This window comes from Antarctobacter sediminis, assembly GCF_019218285.1.
Taxonomy (GTDB): domain Bacteria; phylum Pseudomonadota; class Alphaproteobacteria; order Rhodobacterales; family Rhodobacteraceae; genus Antarctobacter; species Antarctobacter sediminis.
The window spans coordinates 428,946-445,841 of the sequence record NZ_JAHUZG010000002.1; the positions used below are offsets into that span (position 1 = coordinate 428,946).

At 63.2% G+C, this 16,896-nt stretch carries 21 protein-coding genes and 3 pseudogenes; 10 read left to right on the forward strand and 14 right to left on the reverse strand.

All coding sequences use genetic code 11. The annotated features are described in order from the left end of the window. Window positions 1–44: 44 nt before the first annotated feature. Entirely contained in the window at window positions 45–344 is a 300-nt protein-coding gene (locus tag KJP30_RS09790) for a hypothetical protein (protein ID WP_218448954.1), read from the reverse strand. A gap of 174 nt (window positions 345–518) precedes the next feature. On the opposite strand from KJP30_RS09790, the gene KJP30_RS09795 reads away from it, so the two are divergent. Together KJP30_RS09795 and KJP30_RS09800 are read left to right on the forward strand one after the other, a co-directional pair. After that, window positions 519–836 carry a hypothetical protein gene (locus KJP30_RS09795; protein WP_246594455.1) on the forward strand — a complete coding sequence of 106 codons (318 nt, stop codon included), beginning with the start codon at window positions 519–521 and terminating at the stop codon, window positions 834–836. Continuing rightward, a complete protein-coding gene (locus KJP30_RS09800; protein ID WP_218448955.1) occupies window positions 811–1,515 on the forward strand; it encodes a winged helix-turn-helix domain-containing protein in 705 nt (234 codons plus the stop codon). Before KJP30_RS09795 ends, KJP30_RS09800 begins: the two co-directional genes overlap by 26 nt. Window positions 1,516–1,526: 11 nt before the next feature. Here the strand turns inward: KJP30_RS09800 and KJP30_RS09805 are convergent, their stop codons facing one another. From KJP30_RS09805 to KJP30_RS25215, 7 genes and pseudogenes are all read right to left on the reverse strand, one after another. After that, on the reverse strand, window positions 1,527–3,137 hold the full coding sequence (locus KJP30_RS09805; RefSeq protein ID WP_218448956.1) for a tryptophan halogenase family protein: 1,611 nt from the start codon (window positions 3,135–3,137) through the stop codon (window positions 1,527–1,529). A gap of 64 nt (window positions 3,138–3,201) precedes the next feature. Beyond that, entirely contained in the window at window positions 3,202–3,726 is a 525-nt protein-coding gene (locus tag KJP30_RS09810) for a 2OG-Fe(II) oxygenase (RefSeq protein WP_246594456.1), read from the reverse strand. A gap of 162 nt (window positions 3,727–3,888) precedes the next feature. Then, the gene (locus KJP30_RS09815; RefSeq protein WP_218450107.1) at window positions 3,889–4,791 is read right to left on the reverse strand and encodes a 5-dehydro-4-deoxyglucarate dehydratase; all 903 of its coding nucleotides are present in this window, start codon (window positions 4,789–4,791) and stop codon (window positions 3,889–3,891) included. A gap of 21 nt (window positions 4,792–4,812) precedes the next feature. Beyond that, window positions 4,813–5,619 carry an NAD-dependent epimerase/dehydratase family protein gene (locus KJP30_RS09820; RefSeq protein WP_218448958.1) on the reverse strand — a complete coding sequence of 269 codons (807 nt, stop codon included), beginning with the start codon at window positions 5,617–5,619 and terminating at the stop codon, window positions 4,813–4,815. 45 nt (window positions 5,620–5,664) lie between these two features. Then, window positions 5,665–6,546: an SMP-30/gluconolactonase/LRE family protein gene (locus KJP30_RS09825; protein ID WP_218448959.1), complete on the reverse strand. Its 882-nt coding sequence runs from the start codon at window positions 6,544–6,546 to the stop codon at window positions 5,665–5,667. After that, window positions 6,536–7,240: a FadR/GntR family transcriptional regulator gene (locus KJP30_RS09830; RefSeq protein ID WP_218448960.1), complete on the reverse strand. Its 705-nt coding sequence runs from the start codon at window positions 7,238–7,240 to the stop codon at window positions 6,536–6,538. Before KJP30_RS09830 ends, KJP30_RS09825 begins: the two co-directional genes overlap by 11 nt. A gap of 605 nt (window positions 7,241–7,845) precedes the next feature. Beyond that, window positions 7,846–9,464 (reverse strand): annotated as a pseudogene (locus tag KJP30_RS25215) (DUF6537 domain-containing protein); the annotation flags it as partial. Between the two features lie 725 nt (window positions 9,465–10,189). On the opposite strand from KJP30_RS25215, the pseudogene KJP30_RS25220 reads away from it, so the two are divergent. From KJP30_RS25220 to KJP30_RS09875, 8 genes and pseudogenes are all read left to right on the forward strand, one after another. Then, a pseudogene (locus KJP30_RS25220) lies at window positions 10,190–10,672 on the forward strand (3-methyl-2-oxobutanoate hydroxymethyltransferase); the annotation flags it as partial. Between the two features lie 257 nt (window positions 10,673–10,929). Beyond that, window positions 10,930–11,229: a Rieske 2Fe-2S domain-containing protein gene (locus tag KJP30_RS24895; protein ID WP_246594460.1), complete on the forward strand. Its 300-nt coding sequence runs from the start codon at window positions 10,930–10,932 to the stop codon at window positions 11,227–11,229. Continuing rightward, complete coding sequence (locus KJP30_RS09850) at window positions 11,230–11,463, forward strand: hypothetical protein (protein WP_218448963.1); 234 nt, start codon at window positions 11,230–11,232, stop codon at window positions 11,461–11,463. It begins immediately after the preceding gene. Between the two features lie 80 nt (window positions 11,464–11,543). Continuing rightward, the gene (locus KJP30_RS09855) at window positions 11,544–11,702 is read left to right on the forward strand and encodes a hypothetical protein (protein WP_218448964.1); all 159 of its coding nucleotides are present in this window, start codon (window positions 11,544–11,546) and stop codon (window positions 11,700–11,702) included. 27 nt (window positions 11,703–11,729) lie between these two features. Continuing rightward, window positions 11,730–11,990, forward strand: coding sequence for a hypothetical protein (locus tag KJP30_RS09860; protein ID WP_218448965.1), 261 nt, complete (start codon window positions 11,730–11,732; stop codon window positions 11,988–11,990). Further along, window positions 11,987–12,289, forward strand: a pseudogene (locus KJP30_RS25225) (GntR family transcriptional regulator); the annotation flags it as partial. The gene KJP30_RS09860 and the pseudogene KJP30_RS25225, both read left to right, overlap by 4 nt. After that, window positions 12,270–12,659: an FCD domain-containing protein gene (locus KJP30_RS09870; protein WP_281421422.1), complete on the forward strand. Its 390-nt coding sequence runs from the start codon at window positions 12,270–12,272 to the stop codon at window positions 12,657–12,659. The pseudogene KJP30_RS25225 and the gene KJP30_RS09870, both read left to right, overlap by 20 nt. 154 nt (window positions 12,660–12,813) lie before the next feature. Continuing rightward, the gene (locus tag KJP30_RS09875) at window positions 12,814–13,191 is read left to right on the forward strand and encodes a hypothetical protein (RefSeq protein ID WP_218448967.1); all 378 of its coding nucleotides are present in this window, start codon (window positions 12,814–12,816) and stop codon (window positions 13,189–13,191) included. Window positions 13,192–13,272: 81 nt separating this feature from the next. Here KJP30_RS09875 and KJP30_RS09880 read toward each other — a convergent pair whose 3' ends face one another. The 6 genes from KJP30_RS09880 to KJP30_RS09905 form a co-directional block, all read right to left on the reverse strand. Next, a complete protein-coding gene (locus KJP30_RS09880; RefSeq protein WP_218448968.1) occupies window positions 13,273–13,932 on the reverse strand; it encodes a DUF3592 domain-containing protein in 660 nt (219 codons plus the stop codon). A 180-nt stretch (window positions 13,933–14,112) separates the two neighbouring features. Next, on the reverse strand, window positions 14,113–14,991 hold the full coding sequence (locus KJP30_RS09885) for a TonB family protein (protein WP_218448969.1): 879 nt from the start codon (window positions 14,989–14,991) through the stop codon (window positions 14,113–14,115). Then, on the reverse strand, window positions 14,988–15,377 hold the full coding sequence (locus KJP30_RS09890) for an ExbD/TolR family protein (RefSeq protein ID WP_218448970.1): 390 nt from the start codon (window positions 15,375–15,377) through the stop codon (window positions 14,988–14,990). Before KJP30_RS09890 ends, KJP30_RS09885 begins: the two co-directional genes overlap by 4 nt. Continuing rightward, window positions 15,374–15,757: a biopolymer transporter ExbD gene (locus tag KJP30_RS09895; RefSeq protein WP_218448971.1), complete on the reverse strand. Its 384-nt coding sequence runs from the start codon at window positions 15,755–15,757 to the stop codon at window positions 15,374–15,376. Before KJP30_RS09895 ends, KJP30_RS09890 begins: the two co-directional genes overlap by 4 nt. Further along, window positions 15,750–16,403, reverse strand: coding sequence for a MotA/TolQ/ExbB proton channel family protein (locus tag KJP30_RS09900; RefSeq protein WP_218448972.1), 654 nt, complete (start codon window positions 16,401–16,403; stop codon window positions 15,750–15,752). Before KJP30_RS09900 ends, KJP30_RS09895 begins: the two co-directional genes overlap by 8 nt. Further along, window positions 16,400–16,834, reverse strand: a complete 435-nt coding sequence (locus KJP30_RS09905) for a hypothetical protein (protein ID WP_218448973.1) — start codon at window positions 16,832–16,834, stop codon at window positions 16,400–16,402. The genes KJP30_RS09900 and KJP30_RS09905 overlap by 4 nt, the downstream gene beginning before the upstream one ends. Between the last annotated feature and the right edge of the window lie 62 nt (window positions 16,835–16,896).

Consider the following 16,896-nt stretch of genomic DNA (forward strand, 5'->3'; position numbering starts at 1 on the left):
TTGCGCCGGTGCTCCCCTTTATGTCGGGGCTGCTCGACTGAGATTTACCAGCAGCGCTGGCCGTGGCGGTTCCAACCATTGTGGCCACCGTGACGACCGCAGCTCTTTTGCTGCCAGCGCTTCTTTTTCCACTTGCCGTGGTGATGGCGCTGCGGGTGGCGCTGGATGATGACCCGCTTGCGATGATTGTTGTCGATCGCCTGTCCAAGGATGTACAGGCCGATGGCGGCGCCGAGGAATCTCTTGACGTCGTCGTTATGTCCGGCCTGAACCGGCGAAGCCGACCCAAGCGTTACGGCAAGGGCCGCAGCGGTGACGATGCTGGTAATGATGCGTGCAGACATGAGGTAATCTCCTCTCGCAGGGATGGGCGGGGGCCGCGTCAAGTCCGCAACTCCCGACCTCAGCCTTCCGCCGGCCCCGTGGTGGCGCAATATCACCCCGTCGCTATCGGATAACCGCCACGCCAGCCCCCTCTCGTTATTGAATTTCTCGGGCTGGCGGCGCAATTTGGGATCATGTCCAGAACCCGGCGCACCATCATGACCCCAGCCCTTGCCCGCCTGATTTCCGCTGCCTTCGTGCTGTTGGCAATGTCCCTGCCCGGCGCCGCCGCGGCGGATTGCTATATCCACTACAAGGCCAAGCGCGACGCACCCTATGCCCTGCACTACGGGATCGTTCGCGTGTCGGGCAGCTGTCCCTCTTCGCCCGAAGGCATCGTCCGGTCGCGTATTTCCGGCGGCGGCTGGAGCCTGCTGGGCCTTGTCAAGGTCACGACCTCCCCCCCCACGGCATCGGAAATCGAATTTGCAAAACCACACTATTACCGCTAGCGAAAGCCGCCGTTCCGGCACCCGTATCGTCACGCTGGGCATTATCGCCATCGTGGCGATCCTTGCGGTGGCCGGTGCGGTGTTGATGCTGACCCTGCCCGATGCCAATGCGTTCAACGCGCGCGTCGAACGGATCTTTCTGGAAAACGACAACCTCGCCAGCCAGGCGGAAATCAAGTTGCTGGAAATCCTCGCCCAGTCCGGCACCGCCTTTTCGGACACGCTGGCCAGTTACCGCATGGTGATCTTTGTCCTGCTGGTCTTTGCCGCCGCGATGCTGGTGGCGGCGCTGGTTTTCCTTGTCATGCTGGTGTCGCTGAACCGCCGCATGGCCCAGATCGAACGGTCCGGGATCGAAGTGTCCAGCCTCATCATCTCGCGCGAGGAAAACACCGTCTACCTGAACACCATGGGGTTCAAGCTGACGGATGCCATGATGGAAACGCTGGCCGTTCTGGCCGAGGCGCGGCTGGACGACGAAATGCTGAGCGGCGCCCAGATCGAGGCGATGATCTCGGGCAAGGCCGAAGCGGATTGCGACGAAGCCTCGGGGGCAACGCGGATCAAGCGGCTTCGCGACGGTCTGGGCAACCAGATGGTCAGCGAATTGCTGGTCAAGAACATCGCGCGGCGCGGCTATATGCTGGCCATCGACAAGGGCGTGATCGAGGTGGTCTGACCTGCCCCGGGTCAGAACAGCACCGGTTCGAACGCCCCGCCCTGCGTGACCTCCCCCAAATGCGCGCCGGGGGCCGCGGCCTTGTTCAACTCGCCCCGGAAAAACAGCAAGGTGCGCCGGTGGTCTGCCTTGTACTCGACCACCGCCCGGTTCCGAGCCGCAGATTTCCGCAGGAACTCTTTCCACAGCTTTTCCGACATGGCGAAGGAATGGTTCAGTTTGTCGGCCCCATAGCCCGTTTCGTAGGACCGTTTCCCCAGCAGGACCGCCGTAAAGACCTGATGTGAGAACAGGTAGGAAAAGGGCACATCCTGAAAGGTCGGCAACTGGTATTGCCACAGGTCCAGCAGGTGGTCTAACCGGTCCGAAATCTTCAACTGCGTGCGGGCGTCGATCCAATAGGGATCATCGGTCCGGTTGCCCAACCGATAGTGCAGGCAGATGAAATCGCGCACTTCGTTAAACAGGTTGTCCGAAACCTTGTTGAAGGCATTGCGCGTCGGCTCTTCGTAATCCTGACTTGGAAAGTACTCCAACAGCCAGCGCAGGCCCATGTCGATCATGTGGATGGCGGTGGATTCCAATGGCTCGATGAACCCACCCGACAGGCCCAGCGCGACGCAGTTCTTGACCCATGCGCGGCGTGACCGGCCAATTCGCATGGGGATCACGCGCGGCTCTGCCCCCTTGGGTGCGGTGTCGCCAAGATGGGCAAGGAATTCTTCGGCCGCCTGTTCGTCTGTCCGATGAGCCGAGGAAAACACGTAGCCGGTGCCAATCCGGTTGAACAGCGGCACGGCCCAGCTCCACCCGGCGCCCAGCGCGGTGGACTGTGTTGCGGCGCGGATTTTCATCGGGTCGGGATGCGGGATTGGCATCGCCATGGCCCGGTCGTTGCCAAGGTAGTCGGAATAGTCGACAAAGGGTTCGCCCAGCGCCTTCTGGATGATCAGCCCGCGAAAACCCGTGCAGTCGATCACAAGCTGAACCGCGTGTCGCCCTGTCTCACGCAGCTTTAGCGCTGCGACAAAACCCCGATCGTCCAATTCAACATCATCGACATCGTCAAGGATATGCTCAACACCACGCGCCACGCCCAGCTCGGCCAGCAGGCCCGCGAATTTCACGGCATCCAGATGATAGGCATAGCCGGCACGCGGCATCGGGTCGTTCTCTGCCCCCTTGAGCGAGAACGGTCCCTTCCAATGTTCGAAGAGATCGACCATTGGTGAATAGCTTTGGACAAAATCCCGTTTACCCGCGCCAAAGGCTTGAAAATACTGACTGACCTCCACGCCATCAATCCGTGGTGGGGTCGAAAACGGGTTCATGTAGGAAATGAACCGGCCCTTGCGGTCGACGTTCCAGTTATTGAACATCACGCCCATTTTGAAAGAGGCGTTGCAGCGGCGCATGAAATCCTGATCGTCGATGCCCATCTCGCGCAGCGTGACCGGCATGTGCGGCACCGTCGCCTCTCCCACGCCGACGGTGGGAATGTTCGGCGACTCGATCAGCGTCACCTTGATCTTTGGCGAAACCTTGGACCGCAGGAACGTGGCCGCAAGCCACCCGGCTGTGCCGCCTCCCACCACCGTGATGGATGAAACCGGGTTTCCCATGCGCCTGCCTCCCAAACTTTCCCCTAGGGAAGCCTAGCGACACAGACCCGTTTCGCAAAGCCTGTCAGGTAAACTCTGGTCCGTGAACCCATGTGGTCAGCGAATACCGCCGCCCGCGCGTGACCGGCGTGACGCGGTGCAGGACAAAACTGGGAAACAGGGTCGCGCCGCCGCGTTTTGTTCCGGCGCTATCGATCTGGCCATTGGCGTTGAGCTCCAACAGGCCACCGTCATAGTCGGCAGCGCCGCTGAGCTGGGCGACCAGCGTCAACTTGCGTTTCTGGGCAAACGGACCGTGCCCGATGTCCGAATGCCAGTCGAAATGCCCGCCCGCGTCGGCTTCATAAACAGCCACCTGCGCCCGTTCCGCGAACTCTGTCAGGGAAAAGCCGAAATGCGCGCGGTTCACCTCGCGCACCGTGTCGACAACGCGGCGAAAGATCCAGCCGGCCTCTCCCTCTTCGTCCAGCCAGACGATACGGGCGACACGGATGCTTTCATTCTGGCGTCCCCGCACCAGTCCAGCTTCGGCAAAGTCATCCGCATGGGCAAGCTGGATGATGCGGTCACATTCGGAAGTCGAGAACATGGAATCAACTGAGTAAGGCGCAAGCATGCGATGGGGCGTCCTGAAGCAAGGGATCGCGCATTTTCCCGATCCCCGCCCCACAGTCCGGCCAAATGGCGACATCACAGTCTGAATGCGTCACCAAAATGAATGGGTCGCCCCCGTTCTAGTTGCCGGCCCGGTTCATGTCCGGGCACCGATCACGTCCCTCAACATCTCGCGCTCTTCGCCGGTCAGGTCAGTCAGAGGCGAACGCACCGGACCGGTGTCGAATCCACGCAGGGCCACGCCCGCCTTGATGGCCGAGACGGCATAGCCGGTCTTGCGGTCCCGCACCTTGGCGAAAGGATAGTAGAAGTCGCGCAGCATCTGCTCGCAGGTCGCATCATCCCCTGCCGCGAACGCCGCGTGGAAAGCGAGCGCAGTTTCGGGGACAAAATTGAACACCGCCGAGGAATATGTATCCACGCCCGCGCCCCGGAAAGCCTGCGCAAAGAGCTCATGCGTGGGCATTCCGCCAATATAGGCCAGCCGGTCGCCCAGCCCCACGGTGATGCGTTTGACCGTGTCGATGTCCCCGGTGCCGTCCTTGAAGCCGATCAGGTTCGGGCATTCCTCGACCAGCCGTGCCAGTGTCTCGGCCGAACAGACGGATTGTCCCCGGTTGTAGACGATCACCCCCATGTTGGTGGATTTGCAGACGGCGCGGATATGCGCCTCGATCCCGTCTTGCGGCGCGCCGATCAGGTAATGCGGCAACAGCAGGATGCCGTCGCCACCCGCCGCCTCGATCCCGCGCGCCATCTCGCAGGCAAGCTTGGTGCCATAGCCGCACCCGGCAATCACAGGCTGGCCCGGCTGGGCGGCACGGGCGGTTTTCACCACCTCGATGACCTCGGACGGGGTGAGCGAGAACAACTCTCCGGTGCCGCCTGCCACGATCAGCCCGGCAATCTTGTGCGGGCTGAGCCATTCCAGATGCGCGGAAAAGGCGGCCGGGTTGAAACGGTCCTCGCCATCAAAGGGTGTGACGGGAAAGGACAGCAGGCCGGAACGGATGATGTCGCGCAGCGCATTCGGTTCGATCATTTGGATTTCCTTGTTTTGTCACTTTTCGTGGATACCGTCGGCGCAGAAGGCCCCGCCGTGATAGACCGCGCGGGCGTCATCGGCTGCGGGCGGATCCATGCTGGCGTCCAATTGCGCGCGAAAGATCTCGGCATCGTCCTGCGGTTGCCAGCCAAGGTAGCCGACCTCGCGGTTGTCCCAAAGCTGTGCCCCGTTGGCCGAGGCGCCATAGACGACAGGGCAGCCCAGACGCGGCACGGCAAAGATGCGTTCGATCATGCGGATGAAGTCATCAGGGCTGAGCCATGTGGACAGCATCCGGTGGTCACGCGGTTCTGGAAAGCAGGAGCCGATGCGGATGCTGGCGGTCTCGATGCCGAACTTGTCGTGGTACATGCTGGCCATCGCCTCGCCAAAGACCTTGGACACGCCATAAAGCCCGTCAGGCCGGGGCGTGACATTGGCATCCAGCCGCTGGGTCTGCTTGTAAAAGCCGATGGCGTGGTTGGAACTGGCAAAGATGATGCGCGGCGTGACCGACGATTTGCGCGCCGCCTCGTACAGGTGAAAGACACCGTCGATATTGGCGTGGCGCACCGTGTCCCAATCGGCCTCGGTCGACTGGCCGCCCATGTGGACGATGCCGTCACAGCCTTCGACCAATGCCTCGACCGCCTGCTTGTCCCCCAGATCGCAGGGTAGGATTTCTTCATGCGGGGCGGCCTGCCCCATATCAGCCCCCGGCAGATCGCTGAGGCGGATGGTTTCGGCGATGGGTTTCAGCCGCGTGCGGCATACCGCACCAAGGTTGCCAGTGGCCCCTGTGATCAGCAATTTCTTCAGCATGGTATCCTCTCGTTCAAAATCCGATGCAAAATCCGCGCGGCGGGATCATCCCTGAAAGCGGGTTTGCGGCAGGCCCTTGATGCCCAGACCGGTGATCGCGAACAGGCCTCCGGCCTGTGGTTGGGCGCGCGTCTCATCCAGACCAACGCCCAGCGATGTGACATACAGCGTGTCCAGCCCGCGACCGCCGAACATCGGCTTGCTGGGCTTTTCGACCGGCATGTCGATGGTCAGAAGGACCTCGCCCTCGGGCGACAGACGGTACAACTGCCAACCCGAAACGCCCGCCTGCCAGTAACACCCTTCGGCATCTACCGTGCCGCCGTCAGGCCGGCCCGCAACGTCCCGCGTGTCAAAGAACAATTCCGGGACGCCCGGCGTGCCCGTATCGATGTCATAGTCACAGACCCAGATCTTGCGCACGCCGGCATAGCTGTCGGACAGGTACATGCGCCCGCCATCAGGTGAAAACGCCAGACCATTGGTGGTGTAAAACCCGCCCCGCCAAAAAGTGACGCTTCCGTCCGAATCCAGCCGGTAAAAGCTGCCCTGAGGTTCGGGATCGCCGCCGTCCTTCATTGTCCCGGCCCAGAACCGGCCCTGCGCATCGGTCGCGCCGTCGTTGAAACGGTTTTCGGGCAGCTGCGCCTCCGGGTCGTGGATCGGCCTGCGCGCACCGGTTTCGGGATCAAAGAACCAGAACCCCGATTTCAGGGCCAGAACCAGCCCGCCCGCCTCGCGCAGGGCAAGGCAGCCAACAGGTTCGCCCATGTCGTAGGACAGGTTCTGCCCGGTGGCCGGATCAAAGCGATGCACCAGTCCGGCGGGAATATCGACCCACCAAAGGCACTGGGCGCGGTCGTCCCAAACCGCGCCTTCGCCTACCTGGCTGTGCGTGTCCGCGACGCAGGTGATCTCAATCGCCATCCATCTTTCCTTTGAAAACGCGCCGTTCCGATCCGTCGACATGGGCCAACATGGCCGCTCGGGCACCTTCGGCGTTCCTCGCGGCGATGGCATCGGCAATGGCCTGATGTTCTTCGATCATGCTGCCGCCCGTCCGGGTGCCTGCCCAGCCAAGGCTTTTCACGAAATTGCCCACGAAGATCCAACTGGGGCGCAGCATGTCGATGGTTTCAACGAGGAACCGGTTGCCGGACAATTCAGCAATGGCGGTGTGAAACCGGATGTCCTCTCCGACCGCATCTTCTCCGCGTGCCAGCAGGTCCTGCATGTCGCGGATGATCGCGTGCAACCGCGCCGCCCCGTCCGGGGTGCCGTTCAGCGCAGCCTGTGCGGCGCACTCGGCCTCGATCAAGCGGCGAAACCTGAAATAGCTGGCAATGTCGGAAACGCTGCCCAGCGCGGAAAAGCCCCGCACCTCTTGCAACGTGCCGCTGTTGACGAAAGATCCCGCCCCCTGCCGCGAGACGATCAGACCGGAATCGCGCAGCTTGGACAGCGCCGCGCGCACCACTGGGCGCGAAACACCATGCGCTTCGCACAGTTCATGCTCGCTGGGCAGCTTCTCGCCAAGCGCGTAGGTGCCGAAACGAATCTTGTCCAACAACTCGCGATAGACTTGGTTTTCCAATCGGTCGGCGGGGGCGTGATCAGACATGGGCATCCTTGCCATCAACCTGCAAGACAACCTTTACAAATTTGTCTGACAACTTGTCAACTGCGCAAGAAAAGAGGAGCGACGGGGAATGATCCGCCGCCCCAAGACCTGTCAGGACGTTCAGTCCATGCCGTAGGTCGTCACGTCCAGCTTGTCGTAGAGGTTGGCCTTGACCAACGCGGTCAGGTCGTCTTCGTCTGTGCGGTCGACACCGTCCAAGAGGCCCGCCCATTTGGCGATGTACCCTGAAAGGCGGTGAACAGCGCCTCGGGATCGTCCATGCGAAATTTGGACTCGGCAATGCCCAAAGCGGTTTCACCGACCGCCGCCACCCATGCGTCATAGGCGGCCTGCAACTCTGGCGAGTCGACCAATTCGACGCCGCTGGCGCGGGCCGACCCGTCAAAGGAAGCCCGCTTTCGCGGACGGCCGGGGCCGTGATGCGGGTGGGAAGTTCCAGCAACTCGACGATGCCCGGACCGGTGGCCGAAGGATCGGGATCGCGCTCGAACAGGTGCAGGCCGGTCACACGTGGACCTTCGCGGCTGACGCGATAGGTGCCCCAATGCGAAGACGTCAAAAGCGGACGTGTCATGACCATCCCGTCAGGCCGCATGCCGGGCGCTGCCCGCGATGCTTTCCAGTGCCGCCAACAGGCGGGTCCGTTCGGCGTCAGCTTTTTCGACGGCGGCCAGTTTGACCGGTCCATAACCGCGAATGCAGTCCGGCCATTCTGCAAGAGCCAGCACCCGGTCGCAGGTCTCGCGGGGCAACCGGGCCAGCCCCTTGTCCAACATGGCCCTGTAATCGTGGATCAATCGCCGCTCTTCCCGCCGTTTAGCGGTTCGGCCAAAGGGCTCGGCCCATGTCCCGCGCAGGTGTTTCAACCGCGCCATCCCCCGCAGCAAGGGCCGAACCCACGGGCCAAAGGCGCCTTTGCGCGGACATCCCGTGGCCGGATCACGGCCCGGAAGAAACGGCATCGCCAGGTGATAGGTCAGACGTGGCGCCCCTTCGAAGGTTTCGGCCAGATGCGCATCAAACGCACCGTCCGGGATCAGCCGGGCGACCTCGTATTCATCCTTGTAGGCCATAACCTTGTAAAGAATCCCGGCCACCGCCAACGCGATGGGCTGACCTGCTCCGGTGTCCTGTTGGGACACTTTCAAAACAAAGCTCTGATACAGACCCGCATACTCCGCATCCTGATAGGCGGTTAGTCGGCGCACGCGGTCCGCCTTGATCTGCGCGGGATCGCGCGCAAGGCGGATGTGCGTGGTGACTGCCCCGCCCTTTTGGGCCAGACCCGCCATGTCGATCAGGCCAACCCCATTGCCTTCCAGATGCGCCGCCATGCCCATCAAGGCCCCGACAGTCACCACCCCGATGCCACCAACCCCGGTAAGGGAATGCTGACGGGGCGATCCAGCGTCAGCATGGGCCCGGGCGCGGGTAGCTCCGCGTCCACGGCCTTGTGGCCAGTCGGCTTGCGCAGCTTGCCGCCCTCGACCGTGACGAAACTGCCTCCCCCTGAGGCACGAGAAATCCTTGTTGCAAGCGCTTTGGTCGATGGCGCGCTTGCGGCCCAGTGCCGTGCCCAGCGGCAGGATCGCGACACAGTTGCTTTGCACACCGCAATCGCCGCAACCTTCGCAGACCTCTGGATAAATCGCCACGCAGCGATCGGGATCGGGCATCGTTCCGCGCTTGCGCCGGCGGCGTTTTTCGGTGGCGCAGGTTTGCTGGTAAACCAGTGCCGTGACACCCGGACCCGCGCCAGCTCGCCCCGCACCGACTGAAGGTTGCCACGGTGGTGAACGGTCAGTTCCCCGGGCAGGTCCGCGTGATCTACCGCTTTTGGGTCATCAGAAACGACCTCAAGCCGCGTCACCCCCGCCGCGCGCAATTCCGCAATGATCTGCCCCGGTCCCAGCCCCCCTTCGTGGCTTTGCCCGCCGGTCATGGCGACCGCGTCACTGTAGAAGATCTTGTAGGTGATGTTCACACCGGCGGCGATGGCCGCTCGCACCGCCATCAGGCCCGAATGGTTATAGGTGCCGTCCCCAAGATTCTGGAACACATGCGACCGACTGGAAAACGGCGCTTCGCCGAACCAGTTGCCCCCTTCACCGCCCATGTGGGTGTACCCTTCGGTTGACCGGTCCATCATCTGGCTCATCCAGTGGCAACCAATTCCGGCATATCCCCGTGCGCCCTCGGGCAGGGCGGCCTTGGGCAGCACAGGCGCGGGCCGATCCGGCGGCAAAGCAACAGAGGCGTTGCTTTCGACGTTATCCTTGACGCATTTCAGCCCGACCCAAAGCCCGGCAAATCGGCTGAGCGCCCAGCCATGCATGCCAAAGTCCACGATCTCGGAGATGTCCGCCGGGTGCAGCACAGGCATCATCGCGTCGACCAGCGCATATTCGCTTTGGTGGCAGGTGGTCGAGCTTTCGCAGGTGTGATCGTCCCCCACCAGCGCCACAACGCCGCCCGGAGCCGCGCCGCCTGCATCAGGCACATGCGGACAAGCGCCTGGGTGCCCGTCAGATAGACCCGCCCGGTCGACAGGTCGAACTTGTCGGCAAGGGTCACGTCGCGAAGCGTCAGGGCAGGGTCGGTCATGCCGCAAACTTTTCATGGTGGGAAAAGGGCACCTCACCACGGCTAGATATTAATTGATATCCTAAACAAGTGAGATCTTGGGAGGCCTCTCATGGCAACAAAATTGGCGATCCCCGAACTGGCTGCCCGGAAACGCCGGTGACCGGTTGGTCATGGTCGCCGTTGGCGAAGTGCTGACCGCCACATGGGTGGAACGCCCCGGGTTCGACATCGTGGGTGTCGGGGACAGCCTTGGCGTGACGCTGGACCACATGATCCAGCACACGCGCGCCGTACACGCTCTGCCTGGTCTCGGTGCCCTAAGGTTCTTTCGCGACGCGGGACATGGCGGTGCAGAACGCCGTGCGCCTGATGAAGGAAAGCGGCGCGGACGCGGTCAATCTGCAAGGCGGACGCGAGAATTTCGACAGCATCAAGGCCGTGGCCGTTGCCGGTGTCCCGGTCATGAGCCATGTCGGCCTGCTCCCGCATTACGTGCACCGTTTTGGCGGCTTCAAGATGCAGGGGCGCACAGCCGAAGCCGCGATCGAGATCGTCGACAACGCCCGCGCCATTCAGGAGGCGGGGGCGATCAGGCTGGAAATCGAGGCCATGCCCTATGAGGTCGGCAAGGCCGGGGACGAAGCCGTGGACATCTTTACCTTTTCCATCGGCGCAGGCAGGGCCGGGAGCTGCCAGTTTCTGAATGGCTATGACCTGCTGGGGGCCTTCGACCGCTTCAAGCCGAAATTCGCCAAACGCTATGCGAACCTTGCCGAAATCGCGGTCAGGGCCTTCGCCGACTACGCCGAGGACATGCAATCCGGCGCGTTCCCCGACGCCGAGCATTCTTACCGGATGAAACCCGAAGAAATCGCACGTTTCCAAGACATACCCAGGGGAAAGGCAAATGAACGATCATGCAAACGGCCTGACCAAAGGTGGGCAACTGATCCCGAACGGCATGCTGGAGGACAACTATCCCCGCAACATGTGGTGGTGTACCGCCCACACGGACGAAGTGAACACGAAACCCATGGCACGATGGCTGCTGGAAAAACCTATTGTGATGTATCGTCTGAAGGATGGAACTCGGTCGCGCTGGACAACCGTTGTCCACATCGCTGCCCCCTCTGCCCGAGGGCCGCATGGTCGACGACCAGTTGGTCAACCCTTGTCACGGCATGGCCTTTGGCGCCGACGGCGGCTGTACCAAGGTTCCGACCCAGGCCAGCGTCCCGAAATCCGCGCGGGTCCAAAGCTATCCCCTGCGCCAATCCGGTGCCTTTCTGTGGATCTGGATAGGTGATCCCGAGGCCATAGATCACGAACCCGTCGACATGGCCGATACCACCGATCCCGGCTGGTCCTTCGTCACCGGCTAAATGGAGGTCGACGCCAATTGGGTGCTGATCCGCGAAAACGTGCTGGACCTGACGCATATCGCCTTCTTGCATGCCGACACTTTCAAACAGGGCGACTGGGACAATGTTCCCGAGGTCACGGTCGAGGGGGAAACCGTCATCTACCGACAGGATGTTGCCCCCTCCCCGCTTGGCCCGCTGTTCTGCGCCGGTTTCGGCTTTCCCGATGGCAAGGTCGTCAAACGCGAACAGTAAGGTCGGACGCCGTCGCTGGCGATCTCATTTTCGGACTGGGCCGCACATGACATCGAGGCTGCGCGCGGGTCGACTACCTTATGCGGGGCTGCCATATCGTCGCGCCCTCGGTCCGGGGCATCCCGGTCAGGATCGCCCGCTCCGGCTACTCCAATCAGGACGGCTTCGAGCTTTACCTGATGGACGGTCGCCGGGGCGCCGACCCGTGGAACATCATGCGCGAGGCTGGCGCGCCCTGAGGCATAGGCCCCGGCAATCCCAACCCGGTGGAACGGCTCGAAAGCGGGTTGTTGTCATTTGGCGGAGATACCGATGACGACACAAATCCCTTCGAGGTCCGGCTGGATCGCTCCATGGATCTCGGCCTTGGATACGACATGATCGGGATCCGGGCGCTGCGCCGGATCCGCGACGAGGGGCCAAGACGGCACAAACTGGATGACGAGACACCGCGGGCCGGGCATACGGTCTGGTACGACGTCTTCGCCGAAGGTGAACGGATTGGCAGCATGACCAACGGCGGATGATCGCCGCGTTTGCGGCGTGTGATCGGCTTTGCGCTGGTCGGGCGGGCAGACCTGCCCGCACATCGGAGCGGCAGAAAGGACCGGGTTTGAGCGAACAGGACAGCAAGGCAATCGACACGGGCAGCCTCGTCGACAGGCTGGTGGTCGTGATCCATGACGCAATCATTAGCGGCGAGCTTGCCCCCGGGGCACCTATTCGCCCCAAGACCATCGCCAACCAGCACGGCGTCAGCATGATCCCCGTGCTTGAGGCGCTCGCCCGGCTTCTGGCGTCGCGCCTTGTCCGCGAGGAACCCAACCGCGGCTGTTTTTGTCGCCGCACCCCCCCCCGCGGACATTCGCAAATTGCGCCGCCTGAACGACAAGATGCGCGCCATCGCGTCGGCATCCCGGCGCAACGTGACGGTCGAATGGGGCACCATGAACAGCGAATTCCACCAGACTCTGGCGGGGCTGGCCCGGAATGTCATTGTCGACGAACAGTACCGCAATCTGTCCTTCGGATTTCAGCATTTCCAGCTGGCGCAGGCCGCGAATGTCGAATTCACCAGCCTTTCATCGCTGGTGGAACAGCATGACGGCATGATCGACGCGCTGGAAAAGGGCGGCAAGCCGCTGTTACTTCGCCTGTTGTCGCCACACATCAACAACCTCAGCCTTTCGGATTGACGCGCCGTTGACGTGCCCGGGACGGCGCGCACGGCGGGCGACCCGCCGCCGGTCGGGCATTCCTTACCCGTCGAAACTCCTGCTCGAAACGCCCCGTGCATTGGGCATCGGCGGCCAGAACGGCCCCGATCAGATCCAGACAGGAGACACGACAATGACCATTGCAACAAAGACCGTTTCGACCTTTCGCCAGTTCGCAGCAGCGGCGCTACTGGCGTCTTTGGCCGCAACCTCGATCCTTCCGGCCCCGGCCATGGCCCGCGACGAGGCAAGGACCGAGCGCAGCATCCTGACCGAACGCAAGACAGAAGCCGCCAAGGGCAAAGGCACCATCGTGATGAAGTGCGGCTATATCAAGAAAAAGCACAAGCCCTACAAGCCGAGCCACGTAAAGGTCAAAGCCTACAAGACCAAGGTCAACTGCAACACGCTGCACAAGGGCAGCATCGTCATCCGCAGCTTCCGTGGCGAAACCGCCAACAAAACCATAAAGGAGTCGGTGGCAAAGACGGCGAACCAACATTACAGCTGAGGCCTTTTCGAAAAAACCGCGCCCCGCCGGAAGCTTCTGCGCGGGGTGCCTATCGGTTCAGGGATGGGCCAACGTCACGGATCAACCCGGCGCATTGGCCAGCCGGGCGTTGTGGGGGGCCTCGGGATCGTAGAGGATCTCAACCGTGTCACCGGGGGCAAATGCGCCCTGCATACGGGCCACCTGCACCTCTTGCCGCCGCCCCGCGCGATCATCGAAGGACACGGCCAGCTTGTGGACAATCCCCGATTGCACCAGTTCGGTGATCTTTGCCTCTGTCCGCACGCCCTGCCTGTCCAGCCGCCACGCACGGCGGCCTGACTGCCACCCGAACCGCCCGAGGGCCGCAGCCCCCGCAACGGCCAGAACGCCAATCGCCAGCGCCCAGATCGACGAGGCCCTCAGGCGTGCCGGCTCCACCCGGTACTGCGGCGGGTCGCCTTCCAGCTTGAGCACCGGCAGGGTCTGGCCCTCTCGGAGGCTCTCGTAAAAGGCGCGGTTGACCGACTCGCGATGCTGGTCGCCCGTCGCCACGACGGTCACGCGGTAGGTGGTACTGGTTGTGCCCGACTGCGTGCGCGAGAACTTTTCCAGCCGGACAACCCGACCTTCAACCGTGGGCGCATCGGCAAACGCGTTGGATTGCAGGGTTTGCGCCACCCCGGCATAAAGACCGGCAAGGCCCATCAACCCCAATACCAATGCAAGGCCGACGCCGCGCTTGAAGACATACCAGATCATGATCTGACCCCTTTGCAGGCCCTTGCGAAGACCGGTGTCGTTTCAGCCATGTGCCCTCCGGGTCTTCTTGCCTGCCTACGCTGCCAGACAAGGCGCATTCCCGGCCCGACGTCTTCAGTTATTTCATGGCCGTTTCCGACTTGCCAAGCCCTGATGCCGCCTGCGGGCCACGCGGTTTTTCTAGCGTCCCTTGATCTCGACCGAGAAACTGCGGCGTGCATTTGCCGGAGGTCTGGGGAATGGCGCGGCATTGCGAACGATCTGGATCGCCGCTCGGTCAAGTGCCGCCGAGCCAGAACTGCGCGCAACCGTGGCAGAGGCCACACCGCCGCTGGCCGATATGGTAAAGGACACAAGCGCTGCGCCGCGCGTATTGACACGCGGACGCCCGGCGCGGGACAGCACCCGCATCACTTGACCGGGATAGTTGCTGGCCTCGGCATTTCCCGGCGCGGGTTTGCCAGTTGGGGCACCGCTGGTCAGCGCCTTGGCGTTTTCAGTACCCGCAGCCTTGCCCGCGCGGGCATTGCGCGCGGCGCCACCGCCCTGTGGCGCCGGTTTCGGCCTGTTCGCGGTCTCAAGCTCTGGCGACCGCATCCGGGGGCGCAAGGACCGGGACACAGCCGCCGTGCGGGGCATGTCCGCAGTGATCCGTTCGGTCGTGTCAGCGGCAGGTGCGGCCGGTGTCGGCAGGACCGCCGGGGCCGACGATGCAACCGGGGCAGCGGCGCTTGGCGCGGGTGTCGCAGGCGTGACGGGCTCGGCTTGCACCGCCGCGGCGGCAGTCGGCGGCGGCGTCACACGTCGCGCCATCACACTGGTCTGTTGCGGCACGGCCCGGTCCGGCGCGTTGGCCATGGCAACCTCGACAGGCGCTTCGGCAGCGACCCGGTCAACCGCCATATCCGCAAAAGAAGAGCCAAGCCGCACTTCGGCACCGCCCGCCCCGCCCTCTGTCCGCACCGGCTCGGGCCCGGAAAGGGTCAACGCAAAGGCCCCGTGCGCAGCCAGCGCCACCGCGCCTGCGGCCAACTTGGCAATACGCGACGTCACAATCATTCCAGTCCCCTTTCGGTGACGATGACGACCTTTCCCGCACCGGCCAGCCGCAGGGCGCGGCCAATACGGATCAACTCTTCGGCGGGCAAGGCGCGGTCCGGCACGACACGGACGATCTCACGCGCCTCGACAGACAAGAGGGCCACTGCCTCGGCAGGCCCCGCGACGGCCGCCCCCTGCCACGCCATGCGCCCATCCGCATGGATGACAAATGCATCTTGCGGCGGCGCGCCTTCCAGCGCGGCAGTGCGCACCAAGGTCAACTCCTTGTCCAACGGCCGCGCCAATGTCCCCGCAACGAGGAAAAAGATCAGCATCAGGAAAACGATGTTGATCAGCGCGATCGTCGGCTCCCGGTTTGACCTGTGCCGGCTTACTCGGGTCATACTGCCCCCAGAACGGTGATGCGCAGGCCGGACATCCCGCGCAATGCGGCCAGCAGATCGGTCAGGCGTTGCGCCGAGACACCGCCCTGCAAGGCCACGACGACAGGCAGGTCATCCGCGACGCCCGCCTGACGCGCTTGCAGGACCTCCGGCAGGGCAGCCAGCGGATGTTGCGTGCCGTTCAGACTCAGCTGGTCCTCCCCCAAGCGCAGAAAGACCGGCGAGACCGGGGACAAAGCGCCAGATCCAACCCCTGCGGCCAGCTCCACCTCGCCAAACCGGGTAAATGTCGAACTCAGCATGAAAAACAGCAGCAGCAGAAAGATCACGTCGATCAACGAGGTCATGGACAACCTGCGCCGTGGCCTGCGCCTACGCATGGGCGGGCACCGCCGATGGCGCGGCCATGGCGTGTTCGGCCCCGGCCGGGGACAGGACGCTGCGCAATGCCTTTTGCGCCAGAACGCGCTCTGCATCCATCCGCGACTCGAACCAGCTGAGCACCAAGGCCGTGGGCATGGCGACGGCCAGCCCGACAGCCGTGGTCAGAAGGGCAACCCAGATCCCCCCCGCAAGGATGGATGGATCAACCTGCGCGCCCGCCGATTGCAGCGCCTGAAAGGCCGAGATCATGCCAAGGACAGTCCCGAACAAACCCAGCAGCGGCGCCAGTTGCGCCACGGAATCCAGCAGGCGAAACCCGGTTTCCAACCGGGCAAACCGGGCCTCTGCCTCGGCCTCCAGCCGCTGAGCGTCGGCCTGTCCGTCAAAGGCCATCGCCAGAACCGGACGCAGATAGCTGCGCGACTGGTCCAACTGTCGCCGCGCGGCCAATCGGTTGCCCATGTCCCAGGCTTCGACCGCCTCGCGCAGGGCCTTGTGCCGTCCAACCCCTGCCGCCGCGAACTGCCACAGCTTGTACAGGACAACGGCCAGAACAAGGATCGAAACCACGCCCAGCACTACGACAACCGGACCGCCCAAATCATAGACGCGGACCAGCGCGTCCGTCAGGGTTGCGATCATCCCAGAACCTCCACGTCGGTACGGCTGCGCAGGTCGAGACCGTCTGTGCAGGCTCCGCCAGGCAGGCCCGTCCCTTCACAGGTTTCCGCGCCATTGATCAGCAGCCGCCCAAGATCCGCGCAGGCCAGACCCGCCAGAACAAACTGGCGCACACGCGGGCGGGCCGCGGGCAGTTCGCCGAAATCAAACAGGGTCATGCGGTTCACCCGGCCCTGGGTGTCAAAAAGGACCGCCTCATAGACCGCCTGCGCAATGTCGGCCTCATGGCCATTCTGCACCACAAAGCTGATCCGGCAGGCACCATCCACCGGTTCCAGCGCGTTGAGCTCCAGCGCCACATGTGGGCCCTGCATGGTTTCGGCCCAAACCGGTGTGGCCAAAAAGGTTGCGGTGCAAACTGCCGCCACGGCCCTGTTAAGAAAAGAGATCATCCAGCCCTCGTCGATCGGATTGACAATTGGCTGGGGCCGCGGCCCTGGCTGGATAGGTGCGT

Bases quoted from the DNA above. Each gene is read 5' to 3' on its own strand.
- KJP30_RS09790 (WP_218448954.1), bottom strand. From the start codon at position 344: ATGTCTGCACGCATCATTACCAGCATCGTCACCGCTGCGGCCCTTGCC.
- KJP30_RS09795 (WP_246594455.1), top strand. From the start codon at position 519: ATGTCCAGAACCCGGCGCACCATCATGACCCCAGCCCTTGCCCGCCTG.
- KJP30_RS09805 (WP_218448956.1), bottom strand. From the start codon at position 3,137: ATGGGAAACCCGGTTTCATCCATCACGGTGGTGGGAGGCGGCACAGCC.
- KJP30_RS09810 (WP_246594456.1), bottom strand. From the start codon at position 3,726: ATGTTCTCGACTTCCGAATGTGACCGCATCATCCAGCTTGCCCATGCG.
- KJP30_RS09820 (WP_218448958.1), bottom strand. From the start codon at position 5,619: ATGCTGAAGAAATTGCTGATCACAGGGGCCACTGGCAACCTTGGTGCG.
- KJP30_RS09825 (WP_218448959.1), bottom strand. From the start codon at position 6,546: ATGGCGATTGAGATCACCTGCGTCGCGGACACGCACAGCCAGGTAGGC.
- KJP30_RS09830 (WP_218448960.1), bottom strand. From the start codon at position 7,240: ATGTCTGATCACGCCCCCGCCGACCGATTGGAAAACCAAGTCTATCGC.
- KJP30_RS24895 (WP_246594460.1), top strand. From the start codon at position 10,930: ATGGAACTCGGTCGCGCTGGACAACCGTTGTCCACATCGCTGCCCCCT.
- KJP30_RS09850 (WP_218448963.1), top strand. From the start codon at position 11,230: ATGGAGGTCGACGCCAATTGGGTGCTGATCCGCGAAAACGTGCTGGAC.
- KJP30_RS09855 (WP_218448964.1), top strand. From the start codon at position 11,544: ATGCGGGGCTGCCATATCGTCGCGCCCTCGGTCCGGGGCATCCCGGTC.
- KJP30_RS09875 (WP_218448967.1), top strand. From the start codon at position 12,814: ATGACCATTGCAACAAAGACCGTTTCGACCTTTCGCCAGTTCGCAGCA.
- KJP30_RS09880 (WP_218448968.1), bottom strand. From the start codon at position 13,932: ATGATCTGGTATGTCTTCAAGCGCGGCGTCGGCCTTGCATTGGTATTG.
- KJP30_RS09885 (WP_218448969.1), bottom strand. From the start codon at position 14,991: ATGATTGTGACGTCGCGTATTGCCAAGTTGGCCGCAGGCGCGGTGGCG.
- KJP30_RS09890 (WP_218448970.1), bottom strand. From the start codon at position 15,377: ATGACCCGAGTAAGCCGGCACAGGTCAAACCGGGAGCCGACGATCGCG.
- KJP30_RS09895 (WP_218448971.1), bottom strand. From the start codon at position 15,757: ATGCGTAGGCGCAGGCCACGGCGCAGGTTGTCCATGACCTCGTTGATC.
- KJP30_RS09900 (WP_218448972.1), bottom strand. From the start codon at position 16,403: ATGATCGCAACCCTGACGGACGCGCTGGTCCGCGTCTATGATTTGGGC.
- KJP30_RS09905 (WP_218448973.1), bottom strand. From the start codon at position 16,834: ATGATCTCTTTTCTTAACAGGGCCGTGGCGGCAGTTTGCACCGCAACC.